The sequence below is a fragment of the Arcanobacterium hippocoleae genome, assembly GCF_031456295.1.
Lineage (GTDB): Bacteria > Actinomycetota > Actinomycetes > Actinomycetales > Actinomycetaceae > Arcanobacterium_A > Arcanobacterium_A hippocoleae.
The window spans coordinates 1,213,889-1,233,489 of sequence record NZ_JAVDUJ010000001.1 but is presented as its reverse complement, the minus strand read 5'-3'; the positions used below and the strand labels follow the sequence as shown (position 1 = coordinate 1,233,489).

15 protein-coding genes are annotated in these 19,601 nt (G+C 48.4%); 7 read left to right on the top strand and 8 right to left on the bottom strand.

Annotated features, from left to right (window positions below; all coding sequences use genetic code 11):
- The first annotated feature begins 111 nt into the window (after positions 1–111).
- Together nrdD and nrdG are read left to right on the top strand one after the other, a co-directional pair.
- The gene (nrdD, locus tag J2S36_RS05240; RefSeq protein ID WP_309956239.1) at positions 112–2,268 is read left to right on the top strand and encodes an anaerobic ribonucleoside-triphosphate reductase; all 2,157 of its coding nucleotides are present in this window, start codon (positions 112–114) and stop codon (positions 2,266–2,268) included.
- A 29-nt stretch (positions 2,269–2,297) separates the two neighbouring features.
- On the top strand, positions 2,298–2,855 hold the full coding sequence (gene nrdG, locus J2S36_RS05235; protein ID WP_309956237.1) for an anaerobic ribonucleoside-triphosphate reductase activating protein: 558 nt from the start codon (positions 2,298–2,300) through the stop codon (positions 2,853–2,855).
- Between the two features lie 119 nt (positions 2,856–2,974).
- On the opposite strand, the gene J2S36_RS05230 is transcribed toward nrdG, so the two are convergent.
- Positions 2,975–5,332 (bottom strand): VaFE repeat-containing surface-anchored protein, encoded by a 2,358-nt coding sequence (locus tag J2S36_RS05230; protein WP_309956235.1) that lies wholly within the window; start codon positions 5,330–5,332, stop codon positions 2,975–2,977.
- 193 nt (positions 5,333–5,525) lie between these two features.
- Between J2S36_RS05230 and J2S36_RS05225 the strand changes: the two genes are divergently transcribed.
- A complete protein-coding gene (locus tag J2S36_RS05225; protein ID WP_309956232.1) occupies positions 5,526–6,647 on the top strand; it encodes an endonuclease/exonuclease/phosphatase family protein in 1,122 nt (373 codons plus the stop codon).
- An 88-nt stretch (positions 6,648–6,735) separates the two neighbouring features.
- Positions 6,736–7,062, top strand: a complete 327-nt coding sequence (locus tag J2S36_RS05220; RefSeq protein ID WP_309956230.1) for a hypothetical protein — start codon at positions 6,736–6,738, stop codon at positions 7,060–7,062.
- A 24-nt stretch (positions 7,063–7,086) separates the two neighbouring features.
- On the opposite strand, the gene J2S36_RS05215 is transcribed toward J2S36_RS05220, so the two are convergent.
- Together J2S36_RS05215 and pgm are read right to left on the bottom strand one after the other, a co-directional pair.
- Entirely contained in the window at positions 7,087–8,190 is a 1,104-nt protein-coding gene (locus J2S36_RS05215) for an App1 family protein phosphatidate phosphatase (RefSeq protein WP_309956228.1), read from the bottom strand.
- A gap of 173 nt (positions 8,191–8,363) precedes the next feature.
- Positions 8,364–10,043, bottom strand: a complete 1,680-nt coding sequence (pgm, locus tag J2S36_RS05210) for a phosphoglucomutase (alpha-D-glucose-1,6-bisphosphate-dependent) (RefSeq protein WP_309956226.1) — start codon at positions 10,041–10,043, stop codon at positions 8,364–8,366.
- Positions 10,044–10,198: 155 nt separating this feature from the next.
- On the opposite strand from pgm, the gene J2S36_RS05205 reads away from it, so the two are divergent.
- Genes J2S36_RS05205 through J2S36_RS05195 form a run of 3 tightly spaced genes read left to right on the top strand, consistent with a single transcriptional unit; the run spans position 10,199 to position 13,346 of the window.
- Positions 10,199–10,528 (top strand): hypothetical protein, encoded by a 330-nt coding sequence (locus tag J2S36_RS05205; RefSeq protein ID WP_309956225.1) that lies wholly within the window; start codon positions 10,199–10,201, stop codon positions 10,526–10,528.
- 3 nt (positions 10,529–10,531) lie between these two features.
- Positions 10,532–11,185, top strand: a complete 654-nt coding sequence (locus tag J2S36_RS05200; RefSeq protein WP_309956223.1) for an ATP-binding cassette domain-containing protein — start codon at positions 10,532–10,534, stop codon at positions 11,183–11,185.
- Between the two features lie 28 nt (positions 11,186–11,213).
- Positions 11,214–13,346 carry a hypothetical protein gene (locus tag J2S36_RS05195; RefSeq protein ID WP_309956221.1) on the top strand — a complete coding sequence of 711 codons (2,133 nt, stop codon included), beginning with the start codon at positions 11,214–11,216 and terminating at the stop codon, positions 13,344–13,346.
- A gap of 78 nt (positions 13,347–13,424) precedes the next feature.
- Here J2S36_RS05195 and J2S36_RS05190 read toward each other — a convergent pair whose 3' ends face one another.
- The 5 genes from J2S36_RS05190 to purB form a co-directional block, all read right to left on the bottom strand.
- Positions 13,425–14,456 carry a lysylphosphatidylglycerol synthase transmembrane domain-containing protein gene (locus J2S36_RS05190; protein ID WP_309956219.1) on the bottom strand — a complete coding sequence of 344 codons (1,032 nt, stop codon included), beginning with the start codon at positions 14,454–14,456 and terminating at the stop codon, positions 13,425–13,427.
- Positions 14,457–14,461: 5 nt separating this feature from the next.
- Positions 14,462–16,945, bottom strand: coding sequence for a heavy metal translocating P-type ATPase (locus tag J2S36_RS05185; protein WP_309956217.1), 2,484 nt, complete (start codon positions 16,943–16,945; stop codon positions 14,462–14,464).
- A 123-nt stretch (positions 16,946–17,068) separates the two neighbouring features.
- The gene (locus J2S36_RS05180; protein WP_309956215.1) at positions 17,069–17,311 is read right to left on the bottom strand and encodes a heavy-metal-associated domain-containing protein; all 243 of its coding nucleotides are present in this window, start codon (positions 17,309–17,311) and stop codon (positions 17,069–17,071) included.
- Positions 17,312–17,430: 119 nt separating this feature from the next.
- Entirely contained in the window at positions 17,431–18,162 is a 732-nt protein-coding gene (locus J2S36_RS05175; protein ID WP_309956213.1) for a DedA family protein, read from the bottom strand.
- Between the two features lie 10 nt (positions 18,163–18,172).
- Entirely contained in the window at positions 18,173–19,600 is a 1,428-nt protein-coding gene (gene purB / locus J2S36_RS05170) for an adenylosuccinate lyase (RefSeq protein WP_309956211.1), read from the bottom strand.
- Position 19,601 lies beyond the last annotated feature (1 nt).

Sequence of the window (19,601 nt, the reverse complement as noted above, 5' to 3'; positions counted from 1 at the left end):
AAAAATGTGATTTTCGGAATCTGTGAAATCTTTGCGTGTGTCGATTGGAAATAATGCTTAAGGAAGCTCTAAACTCTATATCTAGTTGTTTCAAAACTAAGGAGCCACAAGATGTTGTTGGATAATATTGTTTCTCAGGATATTTGCGTAGAGAAGCGTGACGGGCGAAAAGTTCATTTTGACGCCTCGAAAATCTACCGTGCAATTTATCTTGCGCTGAACGCGAACGGCATCGAAGATCATCCATTTGTGATGCAGGCAGTGCATGCCGTCATTGAAAAGCTTCCTGCTCGCGATCTTTCAATCCCGGAGATCGAGACGGAGATCGAGAACTATTTGATGGCTACAAAATATCCGAATGTGGCACGTGCATATATTGAGTATCGCCATGAGCGTGATTTGATGCGTGAGCAAGCTACGGATGTTACCTATTCTGTGGGTCGTCTGCTGCAGCGTGATAAAACTGTGGTAAACGAAAATGCGAATAAGGATTCCAAAGTATTCAATACGCAACGTGATCTTACTGCCGGTTCTGTGGCGAAGGCTTATGCATTGCGTTCAATGTTGCCGCGTTCTGTAGCGAATGCGCATATCAAAGGCGAGATTCACTTCCACGATCTAGACTATAGTCCGTTTCAAGCAATGACGAACTGCTGCCTGATTGATGTTGCAGGAATGCTGAAAGACGGATTCCAAATCGGAAATGCGCGTGTTGAATCGCCGAAGTCGATTAATACTGCCACGGCGCAGATTGCCCAAATTATCGCGAATGTGGCTTCTTCACAGTACGGTGGCTGCTCGGTAGATCGCACAGACGAAGTGCTCGCGCCGTATGCTGAGCTGAATTTCCGCAAGCATCTGCGGGATGCAGAAAAATGGGTGGCGCCTGAACTGCAGGAAGAGTACTGCTGGGAAAAGACACGGAAAGATATTTACGATGCGATGCAATCGCTCGAATATGAAATCAATACCTTGTATTCCTCGAATGGGCAGACTCCGTTTGTAACTCTCGGCTTTGGTCTTGGTACTTCGGAATTTGAACGGGAAATCCAGTCTGCAATTTTACGTGTACGGATTCGCGGGATCGGGAAGGATCGGCACACAGCAATTTTCCCGAAACTTGTATTTGGTTTGCGCGATGGTGTGAATTTGCGTCCGGAAGATCCAAACTATGATCTTAAACAGCTTGCGCTTGAATGCTCAACAAAGCGGATGTACCCAGATGTGCTTTCGTACCGACGGATTGTAGAGCTTGAAGGGGATTATAAAGCGCCGATGGGTTGCCGTTCGTTCCTGCCAAAATGGGTTGATCCACAAACTGGTGAAGCGGTAAATGCGGGGCGGAATAATCTTGGTGTAGTTACGTTAAATATTCCGCGGATCGCAATCGAAGCGCATGGGGAGAAAGAAAAGTTTTGGAAGATTTTTGCTGAACGCATGGAGATCGTGAAGGAAGCCTTGCTCTTCCGTGCTCAGAGGTGCGAAGATGCGACCCCGGAAAATGCGCCGATCCTTTATAAGCATGGAGCATTTGGGATCCGTGCAGCGGAAGGTGAAACCGATGTGCTGCAGTTCTTCCGTCAGCATCGTTCGACAGTTTCGATTGGGTACCTTGGGCTCTATGAAGCTGCGACCAGTTTTTATGGTCCAGATTGGGAGACGGATCCGGAAGCAAAGGAATTCACGCTCGATATTTTACGTAAACTCAACGAATATGCCGAAGCGTGGAAAGCAGAATATCCGTATTGGTTCTCGATTTATTCCACTCCAAGTGAATCATTAACTGACCGTTTCTGCCGTCTTGATCAAGCGAAATTTGGTTTGATTCCGGATGTTACGGATAAGGATTACTATACAAATTCTTTCCATTATGATGTGCGGAAAAAGATTACTCCTTTTGAAAAGATTGATTTTGAGGCTCCGTATGCGCAATACACGAAGGGCGGGTTTATTCATTATTGTGAATATCCAAAATTGACGCATAATCAGGCGGCACTCGAAGCAGTATGGGATTATGCGTACGATAAAGTGGCTTATCTGGGTACGAATACGCCAATCGATCACTGTTATAAGTGTGGTTTTGATGGCGAATTTGAGCCGACGGCAGAAGGGTTTATCTGCCCCGATTGCGGTAATGAGGATCCGGCAACTTGCGATGTGGTGAAGCGTACTTGTGGGTATTTGGGTAATCCGCAAAAACGCCCGATGGTGCATGGGCGGCATGTAGAAATTTCACGCCGTGTGAAGCATCTGGATGCAGCTGAATAACCAATACACAAAATCGTGAAAATGCTGAAATGGCAAATTTAGATGAATCTGGAGTGCGTCAGCCTGCACCTGGTGAATGGCAGGCGGGCGCACTTTCTGCTGGGTATATTGCAGACTATAAGCCGTTTAATTTTGTAGATGGTGAAGGTGTGCGCTGCTCATTGTATGTTTCTGGCTGCCCATTTCGCTGCCCTGGATGTTACAACAAAGCTGCCCAAAGTTTTCGTTACGGAAAACCGTATACTGCTGAGCTTGAAGAACAGATTTTGCAGGATCTTGCCCAGCCGTATGTGGCAGGACTATCGCTGCTTGGTGGAGAACCGTTCTTGAATACAAATATTTTGTTGCCGTTGGTGCGGCAGGTGCGGGAACGTTTCGGCATGACGAAGAACATCTGGATTTGGTCTGGCTATACTCTTGCCCAGCTACAGCAAGAGCCAGATAAAACAGAACTTCTTGAACTGTGTGATGTGCTTGTGGATGGACCGTTTATCCAATCATTATTCGTGCGAAATCTTCCGTATCGGGGTTCAACAAACCAAAATATTATTGATTTACATACCGGCGAACTGAAGATTTACGAATGATTCACCTGTAATTGTAGCTTTCAGGTAAATCTTTCAAGCTTCAGTTCACCGGCGTTCCGAAAATAGCTGCTAACTATTTACTTTTGCTGATCATTTTGGTGATTCGGAAAGCGAAAACGTTATTCTTTCCGATTCCGGCGAATCCATAGAAGTGCGCCACCACTGCCGATAGTGATTGCAGCAAATAATGCGGGGAAGATAATATTTCCTGCTCCAGTAGCTGCCAGTTTTGGTTGATCTCCTGGATCCTTCGGTTCTGGTTCTGGTTCTGGATCCGGTTCTGGTTCTGGTTTAGGTTCCTCCGGTTTTGGTGCAAATTCGATTGTCTGATTTTTATCTGTAAGATCTGTGTGCACAGCGATTTCTTTTCCATCAGCAAAGAGTTTTTCAAATGCCACAGTGCGGATACCGGCAAATCGGGCAGCATCAACCTTGAATCTTACTTCACTGCATCCATTTGCAGTTTTGGGTGTGAATTTTTTGTGTGCAGTGATTTGTTTTTCGTCAGCACTAAGTAATGGTTTTCCTGACGGTAATTCCATGAGCTGACCGCGAATTTCATACTCTTTACCTGCTTGCAAATTGGTGTAGCAAATATTATCGACTAATTCTACGATTCCTGATGCGGGTGCCGTTTTCTTCCCTTCATAAGTAAGTGTGGTATGTAAATCTGGTTGATGTGAAACGGTAAATTGTTCGGTTTTATCCGTTACTGAACTGGTGTATGGTTTAACGCGGTCATCTCCTGGAAAGGATGTAACGAATACGTAAGTGCCTGGCGTTAATATTCCATCCGCGCTTTGTTTGGCACGAAAATCTGTGGCACCAATACTTGGGAAGAAACCATTATTTGCCGGAATGTTTATCACACTGCCGATTTGTGCGGCTTTTCCGATATTCTCATCAAGTACTGCCATCCCTTCCGGGAAGAAATATAGACGCTGCTCAATATGGGGCAAATCTTTCTGGAAACGTTGATTGCCGGCAAATATTCCATGATCGCGGGGGAACCCGGTAATGAAAACATCATCTACAAGATATGTGCCAGATTTTGTATTACGAATGCTCAAGGCAGTGTCGATAGCAATTTCATGACGGTGAGAAATAGTTTCTGCCGGGATTCCAAAACCGTCTGCCCAATCAGCGTGTATCAGTTCAGCAAGCTTTCCCTGAGCTGATTTTTCGACACTCCAAACAACCGTCACAAATCCTGGCTCAGCAGCTTGAAACTTTGCTTGAATTTCTTTTGGACCATCAGCTTTTACCACTACGCTGCCGATTTTCTTTGCGTCAGACGGTATTTTGGAAGATTGCGCGGCAGGAATAGCCCCAATGAAATATGCGGTAGCGCGGTATTGCACAGGCACATATCCTGGCTCGACGCCATAATCTTTTGCAGATTCACGATCGAGCGAAAGCCAATTTCCATCCGCATAATTCGGGTCTGCAGCAGCCTGGAACGTGTCCGTGAAAGTGCCGTCATCAGTGATTTTTTGTACCTGCGAGGTGCCGATTGGCTGGAAATCGTAAATTACTTTCCAAGTTGGGCCAGGAGTGGTAATCTCAGTTAAATCGATTTTCGGACGATTCCCGATTGTAATCGTATTTTGCGATTTGCCATTAGTCTCAAGCAAAGTAAGCGTAGTCCGTCCGCTTGCGATCCGTGAACTTACGCTCACAGTTCCATTTCCAGTAGCTTTCCATGCCAAGGAAATCGGTTCAGCTGCGGTGGTACCATTCCACGTATTCGTACCAGTTTCTGGAAAGATTGCAGGTCCGGTGAGGGTAACGGTGATCGACTTTCCTGGCAAATACATTCCCGCATGATTCGTTACGCCAAGCGAGTGAATTAGTCCGTGGCGTTTTCCTGCACCGGCGATAGTTCCTTTTTGATATCCGACAGGAGCGGCAGCAATTGCTTCTGCAACATAAATTCGTGCTTGTGCTTCGATGAAACTTGCATATTTTAAGACAGCTGCACGCAGATGCTGGATATTTTCCTGTGCCGTAGTATTCGGGTAGAGCGCGCGTACGGCACCGGGAGCAGGTTCATCTTCAAAGTTAAGATGCGCAAGATAAGAAACTCCGGCAAGCACATTAGGGTCTGTTGAATGCTGATATTTTTCCATCAGATAAGCCATTTGAGCAGTAGTTACTTGCAGTCCTGCGGGAGCAGTGACGGTTGGTTTAGTGAGTGTGGCGACGGAAAGCACATCTTCAGCCTTCGGGTCAGCTTGCGTTACATTTACACACCAGGTCGGGATGCCCTCTGAATTGTTCAGGTCGGGGTGCCGTCCAAGATATGTCGAAAATTTGTTTCCAGGAATCGGTTCAATCAAATATCCGAGCTGTTTATCTTCGCTTTGCCGGTACACTTTATAGCCGGTTTCGTCAGCTATTGCGTGTGGTAGCAAGCCGAAACATGCGCAGAAAAAAGCGATGCATCCGGCAATTATTCGTCTGCTGATCAAAATCACGTTGTTCTCCTTTGAAATAATTCTTTGGCAAAGTTCAGTCTGTATCGTTTCGGAAATAGAAGCAGCAGCGCAGCGCAAAACTGTGGAAGGAGTAGGCATAATCTTTCACTGTGTGAAACACATGAATTAAGCAGCTCTCATTTTTCATTGCAGAAGCATAATATTGCGTCACTTCCCGGCTAAGATAAAGCACATGACACTGTTTCTTGCCGCTATTGCAGTAGCGCTTTGTGCTTTTGCGATCTTCACCGTGATTCCCGGTATTTTCGGGGTGTTCGAGCTCTTACTTTCCTTACCGCTCGCACAGCTCATTTCATTCCGTTCAATTCTGACGGTGTTCTTCCTCGGAATTGGGATCTGCTATCTGCTACCAGCATTTCTCTCACGCAATAAGCTTCGCCGCATAATCGCATCAATAGCGGCAATTTGCCTACTCACCTCCGGTGCGGCACACGGAATGACAGTGATCTCACGCGGATTATATTTCTACGATAATCTTGCACAAATTGAAGGCGACGCAAAATCTGAAACTCCGCATCTAAACGTGCTTACCTATAACACTAAAGGCGGTGCAACAACCACTTCCGATATTGTAAAAATAATGCTTCACGACGCGATTGACGTAGCAGTACTGCCGGAAACATCCACGCAGCAAGGCGAAGAAATCCAGCAAGCGCTCGCGGCTGCAGGGGTAAATTTCCAGCGGTTTGATACGCAAACGAGTCAATGGGAGCCGGATTTTTCTTCTACAGTGATTTTAGTTTCTGGCAAACTTGGCGAGTACCGGCAACTTGATCTGAGCGCGATCAGCGGGAAAAAAGCAGCCGATCAGTCGGCAGGTAATCTAGAAAATGCACCGACGGAGAAAACGGGAGTAGCTGCACCATTTTCAATTGTTGGGGTGGCTCCGGCAGATACGCAATCAAAACTCCCGCGATTTTATGGAGTGCATCCAATTGCGCCACTGCCGTCTTTGATGCAGCGTTGGAAAGCTGAAATTACTAAAACTTACAGTTTATGTAAAAGTGGAGAAAATTTTGTGCTGGCAGGAGATTTTAACTCAACGGCAGACCATCAGGCAGCACTTGAGATTAGCTGCCGCGATGCGGTAAAGGAAGCAAGAATGGGCGGCTTGGGTACGTGGCCGGCAAAGTTCCCGGTGTGGCTTAGTGCGCCCATTGATCGCGTTTTGACTGGCGGGAATAACTATCGTGGAGCACAAGCAAAAATTGTGAAAGCTGGCGCCTCTGATCATGCGGGAATTGTGGTGCAATTGCGTGCGCATGAGTTTGCGACGGCTGCTGCGCGTTACTAAAAATTAAGTATGAGCTGAGTTTTTCATAGATTCGGTCTACACTGAAAGCAATGGATCAGTTGGGTAAGATCGGCAAAGGAGCAAATAAATGGCTTTTCTACGGACGGTAACAGTACTTGGTTTAGGCTATGTTTTAGGTGCGCGTGCTGGGCGCGAACGCTATGAACAAATCAAAAAGCAAGCAAAAAAGCTGTGGAATTCAGCGCCAGTGCAAAAAGGACGTAAGAAGGCGAAGGAGACTGCTTCGCAAACATTTCAGCGTGCCACGGATGCTGCAATTGCAAATGCGAAAGGCGCTGCAGCGAGCGTAAAGGATGCCGCATTTGGTAGTGCTGAAAGCGTGGCAAACGCAAAAACTCCAATGGCGGATGAGATTATCGTCGAGCCGATCGAGGATTTTAGAGAGCGCCGCTGACGGTATTTATTATTTACTGCTAGGTCAGTTCAGTGCTTGCGCGGCGAGTTCAAAGCCGTCGCGTCCACGTACTATTTGCGTGCCGTGCCGTTCAATATCAGAATCTTTGCGGATCCCTTCGCTTGCATCCGGTGTACCGTGTGAAAGCAGTTGCTCTACTGGATTTAGTTCGCGCAACAAAATCATTTTCACACGGCTTGGATGGTCACGGGTGAGATCATCGTAAATTAGCGGATCGTGCTGCCCGTCATCGCCGACAAGATACCATTTGATATGCGGAAACATAATCAGTAAATTTCGCAGCTGGCTCTTCTTATGCTCCTGCCCAGAACGGAACAAGCCAGTGGGAGTCGGCCCCCAATCCGTCATCAAAAGCGGCCCGATCGGGAAACGATATTTGCGGATAAACGCAAGCAAAGTGGAATAAGTGTTCCAGGCGCCGGTAGATAGGTAAAAGACGGGAGCTTCCGGATCGCACGCTAATAATTCACGATAAAGATCCGACATTCCGGGCACAACCTGCCGCGAATTTGTGGGCTTCACGAAAGAATTCCAGGCAGCGAGAGTGACTCGCGGTAGCCAGGTAACCAAAATCGTATCGTCGATATCAGAAATCAGCCCAGTACATGCAGTTTCAGACACGATCATCACTGGCGCAAAAGCCACTTCACCCTGGATCGGCGTAATTTTTACTTCATGCCATCCAGGGGAGAATCCATGATTTTCTACATTTAGCTCAATGTAACCGTTGCGGTCGGTCCGAGTATGGATCGTGTGTCCATTCACTTCGATCGTGACGGGTAAAAACCCAACTTGAGTAGTGAAAAACTGACGCCAGCCGCGTTGCGCTTCGGCTCCAGTGGTGATCGCTAACTCTGCAAAATCGCGGACGGCACGCGTAGTGTTTTTTCCTGGAATGCGCGTATTCCGCAGAAAATCAAGATTCAGATGCGTGCGCAGATGATCAGGCTCGGCCATTACTGCACGTGCAAGAATCCGCAACTGGGTAGTTGATCCGTAACCAGAATACGGGATAATTTGCGGCACCCAACCTTGCTTGCGCCGGCGCAAGATCCCGCGCCGGTTGATCCCGTCCTCAAGTGATCGGGCAAAGTTTGCTAAAGACATGCTTTCCTGTTCTCCGAATAAGCCCACTGCAATACGTGCGCGGCAGGCTTAACGGGGCATTTGGCTAATAATACTGCGAATATTAAAGCGAGCAGCAGTGGATGCGCCGAGACGATCCTGCCTGGCACATCTGAATCTGCTTCGTCTCACTCATGATTAATCGTTTTTCGATGCTAAGCATCAAGAGCTGTTGCCACAACTTCCTTCGCCGCTTCTTGTACCTGCTGTAAATGCTCTGCACCTTTGAAAGATTCTGCATAAATCTTATAAACATCTTCAGTGCCGGACGGGCGGGCAGCAAACCACGCATTTTCGGTAGTCACTTTCAAACCGCCGATTGCTGCACCGTTGCCGGGGGCATTTACCAGGCGTGCAGTGATTTCCTCACCTGCCAGTTCGGTAGCCGTCACAGCTTCTGGCGAGAGCGCGGCAAGCTTTGCCTTCTGCTCCTTTGTGGCGGGTGCGTCAATTCGTGCATATGCTGAAGTTCCATACTGGGCAGTTAGTTCACGATGTAATTGCGACGGCGACTTTCCGGTAACGGCAATAATTTCCGCAGCCAGCAAATCCATAATCAATCCGTCTTTATCGGTGGTCCACACAGTGCCGTCTTTCCGCAAGAAAGAAGCTCCCGCAGATTCTTCACCTCCGAAACCGGCAGTGCCGGAAAGCAGCCCCGGTACGAACCATTTGAAACCAACTGGTACTTCCATCAGCTGCTTGTCCATGCCGGCAACCACGCGGTCGATTAACGAGGAAGAAACGAGTGTTTTCCCTACCGCGTTTGTGCGCCAATTCGGACGATGCGTGTACAAATATTGGATGGCTACTGCCAAATAATGATTCGGATTCATCAAGCCCGCATCTGGGGTGACGATACCGTGGCGGTCAGCATCTGCATCATTACCGGTGGCAATATCGAATGGAGCCTTGCCGTCTGCTCCCGGTTTCATCCGCGCAAGCAGTGAAGCCATCGCGTACGGGGAAGAACAATCCATGCGGATCTTGCCGTCCCAATCGAGGGTCATAAATGGCCAAGCCGGATCTACTTCAGGATTGACGACGGTGAGATCAAGCCCGTAACGTTCACCAATTTCACCCCAATAGTGTGCCGAAGCACCACCCATTGGGTCTGCGCCGATGCGCACGCCAGCATCCCGAATTGCGGAAAAATCGATCATCGACTCAAGATCGGTAACATACGCTGAAAGATAATCATGACGGCGTGTGCTTTCAGCTGCTAAAGCATCCGTGTAAGAAACGCGCTTGACCTTGCGCCAGCCGTCGCGCAAAATCTCGTTTGCTCGGGCTGCGATTACTTTCGTGGCGTCTGAATCGGCTGGACCGCCGTGCGGAGGATTGTATTTGAATCCGCCGTCGCGCGGAGGATTGTGTGACGGGGTGATCACGATACCGTCAGCTAGACCTGGGCCCTGGGTGCGGACGCCGCTTGCTGTGCCTGCACCGTTTGCCGTCAAAATTGCGAGTGAGACGGCGGGAGTGGGAGTATACGAATCGCGTGCGTCAATGCGCACTTCGATATTGTTAGCTGCGAGTACTTCAAGCGCAGTGCGCTGTGCTGGTTCGGAAAGCGCATGTGTATCACGCCCAATATAGAGCGGGCCGGTGATTCCTTGCGCTGCACGGTATTCCACAATCGCTTGCGTGGTGGCTACGATATGTGCTTCGTTGAATGCGGCATCAAATGCTGATCCGCGATGCCCAGAAGTGCCAAAGACAACCATCTGATTTGGATCTTCCGGATTTGGTTCGAGTTCATAGTATGCCGAAATGAGAGCATCGACATCAATTAAATCTGCTGGGGTGGCTTTTGTGCCTGCGCGTTCGTTCATAGTTCCATCATGCCAAAAAATATGCCCGCGGGGTAGCGAAAAGCGTGCGGATTATTTTTCGAAAAAGCTTCTTTCGATTTAGCGGCAGTGTATGATTCAGGTAACGCTAGATACGGCGTTACCGGGTAATACAATTAATTTAAGAAGTGATTGTGATGACGAAGAAGTCATTAGCAAAATATCTTGCCGTGATTACTGTAGCGGCACTCTCATTTGCTGCCTTGCCTGCGTTTGCAATCAGGGCATCGGAATACGGGGTTGCCGCTTATACTTTTGGGCGCACGGTATCTGTGCAAGATATTTCAGAAGACGGCAATAGTGTATATGCGCTTTATAAACGTGCAGGAATTAAAACCGTATATACGCTGTATAACAGCAGCGGTGTGGGAACTACGGTTTCAAAAACGGATGCAACTACGATAAACGCGCTGAAAGCTTGTGTGGATGATTGGTTTACAGATACATGCAGTAAGTGGAAGTATTAGTTCATGATTGAAATACAGAACTTGACTTTCGGATATCGGAAAGGTGAGCCGATTTTTGATCGGCTCACCGCAAGTTTTTCTGCTCAGTCGATTGCGATTATGGGAAAATCTGGCGCGGGAAAATCTACATTGCTGCAGCTGCTGCAAGGCAGACTCCGCCCAGAGACAGGAAAAATAAAGGTTCTTGGTTATAATCTTGCAGATTTTCGCTCATACACAAAAATTTCGGCTTTTCGCCGTGAACACCTTGGAATCGTGCCGCAAATCCCAACTTTTATTGACGAGTTAGATGCACAAACGAATGTTGCAATTTCTGCTGCAATTTCCGGTACGCCAATGGATAAAGCAATGCGGCAGGCGCGAACAATGCTCCTTAAATGTGGGGTAGATCCAACGCAGCCAGTTCCCACCTTATCCGGCGGCGAACGCGGACGCGTGGCTGTGTGTCGCAGTTTAATCACCGAACCAGAGCTGATTCTCGCCGATGAGCCATCTGCTGCGCTAGATGTACCGACAGCGCGGAATATTGTGCAGCTGCTTTTAAAATCTCCAAAAGCGAAAAGCGTATTGCTCGTAACCCACGATGAAATGATTGCAAATATGTGTGAATTAGTGGTAAATCTCGATGAAATAATTTCACATAAGCAAAATAGTTAAAGATTTATTCAGTTTAGCAGGTTCATAGATGCCGCGATTTTATGCTTCACTTTTCACCAGCGCACGGAAAGTTCCTTCAGCAAAGTTTGCGCTTTCTTTTGGTTTTCTGCTGGTTTTCTTTGCGATACTTGCACTTTCGCTAATGCAGGGCGTGAGAACGGGAATGTATGAGCGGGAAGCTGCGCGCGCGCAGATAGTGTTAGCTGCGCCAGAATCTGCACAGGATCACTCTGGAGCTTTATATACACGTCCGAGACTGGGAAGCATGGCAAATGCAGATGTGTACGGGCTGATGGTTTATGTGGCAGACCCAGCTGCTGCTCCGCCCCATCCAGGGATTAGAAAATACCCTGATCCAGGAGAAGTTTTTGTTTCTGCACCGCTTGCGCAGGTGTACCAGCTTGGCGAAATTTCTCCGTGGGGGAAAGTGGCAGGAGTGCTTCCTGACGAGATTCTTTCTTTGCCAACAGAACATTTTTTCATTTCAGCAGTGAAACGCATCCCGATAGCCGATTATGAGACATGGGGAGAAACTATTGGTTATGGCAATGACGATAGTGCGAGCGGTGAAAGCTGGAATCTTCCCGAATTTATTTACATATTCTGGCAGTTTATGTTCTTTTCGGTAATCCCAGGAATCGTAATTATGGTTGCCGGACTTTTTGCAGCAGAAGCCTTTCGCGGCAGGGTTTTACTGCTTAGAGACCTATCTGCAAGCCGGAAGAGTATTTTCTGGTATGGCGTCTGTTTCGCGCTTTTACCGCTAATCTTATCCCTTGCAGTAATCTTGTTAATGCTCCTGATTTTGATGATATTTCCGCAAATATATTTGCCATTTGTAGATTTAGTCTTGCTGCGGGTGGATGTTTTCCGAGCGATGCCGTGGCTATTCGGAGGAATTGGCAGTGCCGTAGGTATTTGCCTGCTTATCAGTGGCAGTGCGGCACTCTATATTTCGCGTGGAAAATCTACGCTGAAAATAACAGCTTTGATTAAAACAATTTATGCAAAATTGAAACCGCTGCGAAGCGCGGCAGGATTGATCGCATTCTTTGCAGCGATTTACCTTGCGTTGCGCCCAGATTTACGCAGTGAAGAAGCCGCCGTCGCGCTTGTTGGAGCGTTAATCGTATTCTTTATCCTAATTCCGCGTGCGCTGATAATTGGCATTAATTATCTCTATAAAATCATTGTTCAGATTCGCCCAAATCCGGTTACGATTACTGCTGCCGCAAAAACTGATAAATGTGCAGGCGCCTTGGAGAAACTCGTTGCCGCTGTATTCGTCGCTTTTTCGCTCCTCGGAACTGCGAGTGTGTACTTTGCGCAAGTGGATACATCTGTAGAAATGCTGGCTTCAGCGGCGAAGCAAATGCAGTCATCGGTAACTGATTTCAGATGCAGTGAAGAAATTTCTGCAGATACTGAACTGGCGAATCTCTTACAGCCATACGGCGGTATTGCGCGGCTATATTTAGAATCTACGCCTGAGGGTCAAAATCCCGCATATTTAGTTATGGATGCGGCAGGCTTGCATAGGATTAATTCTGCACCGGGAAAACAGCTAAATTTTGAAAAAATGGCAGCTATGCTCGGCGTGCCAGCAGAGCAAATTGTTACTGCGGTTCCAAATAATGCGCAATTAATTGGGTGTTATGTGATTGATCAGGAGGGAAATCATACGCGAATTCAAGCTCAGGTAACTGCACACGGATACGCGGTATCAACTCCGAATGATTCATATCTTGGAGGAGTACGGGGTCAGGAATACTATTCGCGATGGCTCTTATTCTTTGGGGTAATCATCGCGGCACTAATAACTTGCGGCGTGATGGCACTCAATGCGGCAAAAGCACTTTCTGAATTTGGAATCTTGCAGTTACGCACAGTTTTCGACTGGCCGCGCAGGAAACATATTCAATTAATCGCACTGGTGATTGGGGTGCCGTTATTTATGGCAGCCGGAGCAGCTTGTCTTTCTTATCTGCTCACTGGGATTGCATTCCAAATTCGCTCCAGTACTTATTTCGGACCAAGCCTAGGCGCAGCGGGAATTCTCTTTCTGATGAGCCTGCTTAGCGCCGTGTTCTTTGTCGCGAAAACGATCTTTGAAACCCGAGATCGGGCATTAGAAAAAAGAGCACGAATTAGAAATAAATAGCAGCAGTTTTCAGAGTATTCGTTTAGGTATTTATCCTGAAAAATAATGAAAATCGCGCAGATACCCGATTGCGGGCAGTCATACGAGATTCTTTTTTCCGGCGATTTGCAGTGCAATCCAGCCAAGCGGCGCGCGCCCCCAGAACGTGAAAAGCCGATAGAGTATTGCCGTCGAAAAAGCGATTGAGTACGGTACTCCGGCGATTACCAAACCTCCGGTGAGTGCGGCTTCCACTGGGCCGATACCGCCAGGCGTAGGAATCGTAGAGCCGAGCATATTTGCTGCCAGATAAGTGAATGCAAGCGTCTCAAGCGGAAGTGTATCGCCGAAAGAAAACAGGGCGAAAGTAAAACAAGCAGTAAAACTAGCTGCGCTGATCAGAGTTCCGAAAAATCCGAGAAGTAACCGTTTCGGATGGGTAAAAAGCCAAAGTAGGCGTGGGGAAACCTGCAGATAAGTGGGTTCAATTTTCTTCCAAATAAACCGGCGGAAGTGTGGAATTGCGCTAATCAAAACAATAATTACGGCGATGAACACCAGCGTGGTTAGCGTATTTCCGCTCGGCAGTTTTTGGACGGAAAAATCTCCGGAAGTAAAAGATAATGCCAATAACAGGAATAACGTCGTGGTTAACTGAGCAAGCTGCACTAGCGTGACCGTCGCTAAAGCCGGAGCGGAGGGCATTCCGCGCTTTTGCAGAAACCGAAAATTTAAGGTAGCCGGGCCGATCCCGGCGGGAGTAATGATCGTAATTAGCGAAGCAGCTGCTTGGATCAGCACCGAATCTCCAAGCTTTATTGGTTCTTGCACGTAAGCATTTAGTGTGATCGCTCCACCAAGATAAGTGAAAAGGGCAGCAGTAAACGAAGCTGCCATCCATAATGGATTCGCGTTTGTAAATATTGCAGATAAGTTTGCGAAATCTATTGAGACGAAGGCAAAAATCATTGCAATCATAGCAACAGCCGTGATAATTAGTGTCTTAACTGAAAAATGCGGATTTTCCACGCCAAAATCTGTGAGCTTTCTTTCTGCGGTTTCTGGATAGTTTTTGGTTTTTATTTTCGGATCTAAACCCGTTTCAGAATAAGTGTACGAGTTTGGCTGCATAATTTTCAGTCTCGGTAGAGTCGCAGTGAATTTGCCACCACGATTACAGAACTGGCAGCCATTGCGGCAGCAGCGATACCTGGAATGATCACTCCAAATATGGCTAAGGGGATCGCGAGCAAGTTATACCCGAATGCCCAGGCAAGATTTTCCCTGATAATACGCAGTGTACGGCGCGAAATCTGAATCGCTTTGGTGACGGCTGGCAGACCGGAAAGTACCGTAATATCTGCGGCAGCTTTTGCCACATCAGACCCAGAGCCGACGGCAATCGAAAGATCTGCTGCTGCCAATGCTGGCCCGTCGTTTACGCCGTCACCAAACATGCCGACAGATTTTCCTGCTGCTTGTAATGCTTTTACGACAGCCACTTTCCCTTCTGGACGCACTCCGCCTTGCGCTTGGATCTTCAGTTCAGCACCGACGGCTGCAGCAATTTCTGGCGCATCTCCGCTGATCATGATCGGCTCGATCTTTTGTGCTTTCAGATCTGCCAGCAGTTGTGGGGTTTCTGGGCGGAGAGTATCTTTCACGCTGAATATTGCAATTGGTTCATTTGCGAAGGTGCAGACTACTGCCGTCGCACCTGCTTTAATGTTGATTTCTTCGGTAAGGATGCGTATTTCGCGAAAATCAGTTGCAATGAATTTCGCGAGCCAGTCGATATTTCCAATTGCAATAGGCAATTTTTCGGCTCGCTCTGATGGAAAATCAAGGCCCTGAGTAGGCTCGTAAAATCCATGTACTCCAAGCCCTGAACCGGAATCAACTTCCGTGATTATTGGGCGTGCTGCTGGCGGCGGCAAAGTTTGATCTACATAACGCACGATCGCCTGTGCAATCGGATGTGAGCTGTGTGCCTCTAAGCTGGCAGCAATTTGCAGCACTAAATCGCGTGGCAAATTTTGTTGCGTGGAAAGCCAGCGAATACTGCTCACTTGCATTTCTCCGGTAGTCAAAGTACCGGTTTTATCTAATACGATCGTATTTATTGCGTGAGCACGCTCTAATACTTCCGGGCCGGAGATCAGGATTCCGCTGCGGGACGCCGCGCCTGATCCTACGAGTAATGCCGTGGGGGTAGCAAGCCCGAGGGCGCAGGGGCAAGCCACCACCAATACGGTGATTGCAGGGATGAGAGCTGCTTCAAAAGTACTGCCAAAAGCGAGCCAGGCAGCAAAAGTAAGTAGTGAAATTAAAATTATGCACGGCACGAAAATGGAAGAAATCTTGTCTGCAAGCCGTTGTACATTGGCTTTTCCGGTTTGTGCTTGAGTCAGTAGCCGCCCCATTTGCGCCAACTGTGTATCCTCGCCTACGCGAGTGGCGCGTACGAGTAGCGAACCTGAGGTATTTATCGTTGCGCCTGTTACACTATCGCCAGGTGCAACTTCTACCGGCACGGATTCGCCGGTTAAAAGTGATGCATCGATAGCAGAAGTACCTGCGATCACTACACCGTCGGTAGCGATTTTTTCACCTGGATTTACGCGAAAAATTGCACCGACAGTAAGCTGTGCGGCCGGGATTTTCTGCTCCACCAGATTTCCCTGCGCATCACGCACTAAGAAAGCAGTATCCGCGGCAAGCTCCAGCAGCGCGCGCAGCGCACTCCCCGCATTCCGACGGCTTCGCGCCTCAAGCCAGCGTCCAAGAAGTAAAAACGTTACGATCATTGCTGCTGATTCAAAATAAATGTGTGGAGCCATGATTCCGGGTGCGGCGCCCGCAGTGCCGTGTGCTCCAAGGCGATGGATCCCACTCATCTGCATCGTGTAGCCGAGTTTTCCGGCTCCCGTGAAAAATAATGCCCAATATGACCAGCCGAGAGCAGCGACCACACCTAAAGAAACAAGCGTGTCCATTGTGGTTGAGCCGTGCCGGGCAGCACGAAAGGCGGCGCGATGGAATGGTAAGGCGCACCAGACCCCAAGCGGAAGGCAGAGCACGCCGATGACCCATTGCCAGCCAGTGAATTGCAAAGCCGGAAACATCGAGAAGATGATGATTGGCGTACTGAGAAACAGTGCGATCCAAAATTTTGTGCGCAAATCGCGCACTCGTTTCATTCCGGCTGCTTTTACGTCTGCCTCAAGCGCGGCAATATCCGTATCGCTGGCTGAATTTCGGCCGCCGTCAGGATCAATATCGGTGCGGGTGAGGAGCTTTGCGCCGTATCCGGCTTTTTCCACGGTCTGAATCAAATCTGCATCACGCAGAGTGGCAGCTGCCTGGGTAATTTCGATATGTGCACGTTCGGTTGCAAGATTGACGACGGCATTTATGCCAGCAAGTTTATTTAGTTTCTTCTCCACCCGTGCCACGCAGGAAGCACACGTCATTCCGGTAATTGCGAGATCGACTTCCGCGATCGTGGGCATTGATGAAGATTGAGGATCGTCGCCCAAGCTATTGCTGTACTGGCAGGAATCTGATTCGTGCGTATTTGCGCGCGAAAAAAGCGGATCGATCGCTGGTGTTTCGTTCACGGAAAATATGCCTCAATTGGAATTGAAAAGAAATAGCGTGGTGTAAGTATGATGCAAGGTGCTGCGGAGTGAATCAGCGTGCTGGTGGCGATACTGATTCGCGCGAATAGCTTTTGCTTAAAATTAGTTTGAATAGCGAGTGATTTCTTCGATTGCGTAATCTCCAGCTTCGGCTACTGCTTCCTGAATTGCCGCATCGGAAATATCTTTGCTAATAAACATATCGACGGTAGATACTCCACCCGAATTGAGGAGCACGCTCACACGATCAATGCCGCTGACTTCTTTTAATTCTTCCGTTACGTGTTTCGCACAGTTTCCACATGTCATTCCAGAAACTTTGAGTTTGATCGCATTTTGCGCCATGAGTGATTCCTTTCATTGTTTTGCCGGTGCAGGTAGCTTTCTTACAACGCCCCGGTAGTTGACAATTTTAATACCTGGAAAATAAGTAACGAGAGTGCTTAGCCAATGGCTGAAAAGGTTTAACCTAAATCAGCGTCTGGGGAATCAGTGCTAATTTTCCGCTGCTTTCTTGCCTGTATTTTCTTCACGATCCAGACGATAGCTGCAATAAGTATTACGCCCAGCACGATTTTTGAGAATACGCCGAGATAAACCGCTACTTCGTTCCAGTTTTCACCTAGTGCGTATCCGGCTCCGATCAATACGGTATTCCAGATCGCTGAACCGATCGCAGTGAAAACGGTAAAAAGTGGGAGACTCATTTTTACTACGCCGGCAGGAAGTGAAATCAGTGAGCGGAAAATTGGGAGCATCCGCCCAAAAAATACGGCGCTGCGCTCATGTTTTTCAAAGAAAGCTTCAGTCTTATCGATATCGGAAGTTTCCATAAAAGGCAGTTTGCCGAGGAACCAGCGCGTGCGTTTCCGGCCAAAAAGCCGCGCAATCCCGTAAAGCGCAAATGCGCCGATCAATGATCCAGCCGTTGCCCAGGCAATCGCTTCAAATAAGCTGAAGCTAGTGCCTTTCGAGGCGGTGAAACCGGCTAGTGGGAGAATCGCCTCTGAAGGAATGGGCGGAAAGATATTTTCTAATGCGATGAGGATTGCAATGCCGATCCCGCCGAGAGATTCAATGATGGTGACGGCTAATTCAGCAATTTTCCCAAAGATTCCACCGTCATTACTGTTTGTGGCGGAAGCCGTAGCCAGAATCGGGGAAAGTGCCGTTGTGAGAGGAATGATTTTATGCATCGCTGTGCCTTTAGTTGCTGAGGTAGTTTACTAGTTCGCTTGCAATACCGGTGTAATCTGCTGGCGAAAGAGCAAGCATTCGAGCCTCTAGTTCCGGGGGAAGCTTTAACTCAGAAATGAAGTTTCGCATTGCTGCAGCATTAACACGATGACCGCGAGTTAGCGCTTTCAGGCGTTCGTACGGATTCTCCATACCTTTTACTCCGGCAATTTCGGCTGCGCGCATTGCCTGCTGAATCGGCTCTCCAAGCACTTCCCAGGCATGATCAAGATCTTCTGCCATTCGTTCCGGGTCTGCATCCAGCCCAGCTACGCCGCGTTGGAGATTATCAAGCGCAAGCAGTGAGTGCCCGAAAGCTACGCCGATATTGCGTTGTGTGGTTGAATCGGTGAGATCGCGCTGCAGGCGGGACGTAACCAGGGTGGCGGTGAGAGTATCAAACAAGGCGCAGGAAATTTCGAGATTAGCTTCGGCATTCTCGAAACGAATCGGGTTTACCTTGTGCGGCATTGTGGAAGAACCGGTGGAGCCTTGCGCGGAAAGGTTCTGCTTGAAATAGCCTAGTGAGATATAAGTCCAAAAATCAGTGGCGAGATTGTGTGCAATCCGATTGAAATGGGTGACGGCGCTGAAAAGCTCGGCTGCCCAATCGTGTGATTCGATCTGTGTCGTGAGCGGATTCCATGTGAGTCCAAGACTCTCTACGAACTGTTTTGAGATTGCGGGCCAATCTGCATCGGGTAAAGCTGCAAGATGTGCGCCAAAAGTGCCAGTAGCGCCGCTGAACTTGCCGAGATATTCGGTTTGCGCAATTCGTTTGATTTGGCGGGATAAGCGCCATGCGAAAACAGCGATTTCTTTCCCGAGTGTGGTTGGGCTGGCGGTTTGCCCGTGGGTGCGGGAAAGCATTGGCTGCTTTGCCTGGGCATGGGCAAGTTCGTTCAGCTGTGTGCAGAACTCCTGTGCCTGCGGGAGCCAGACTTCGGCGACGGCTTCCTTTACGGTGATGCCGTAGGCGAGGTTGTTGATATCTTCGGAGGTGCAGAAGATGTGCACGATTTCATGCATTTTTGGCAGCTCTGTGGATGTACCAAGAACTTCCGGTGCAGCATCGAGCCGTCGTTTAATATAGTATTCCACGGCTTTTACATCGTGGCGGGTTTCAGCTTCAATTTCTGCCAGTTCCGCGATATCCGCAGCATTAAAGTTTTCCGGCAGTGCGCGTAAATAGGTAATTTCTGCGTCCGTTAATTTCGGGGCACCAGGCAAAATTTGGTTGCGGGAGAGGAAAATCAGCCATTCAACTTCAACCTTAATTCGGGCGCGGTTGAGTGCGGCTTCGGAGAAGTAGTTCACGAGAGGTTCCGTCGTTTTCCGATAGCGACCATCGAGCGGACCGAGAGCAATTTGGGGTGTGATTTGTGCAAAATTTTCCATA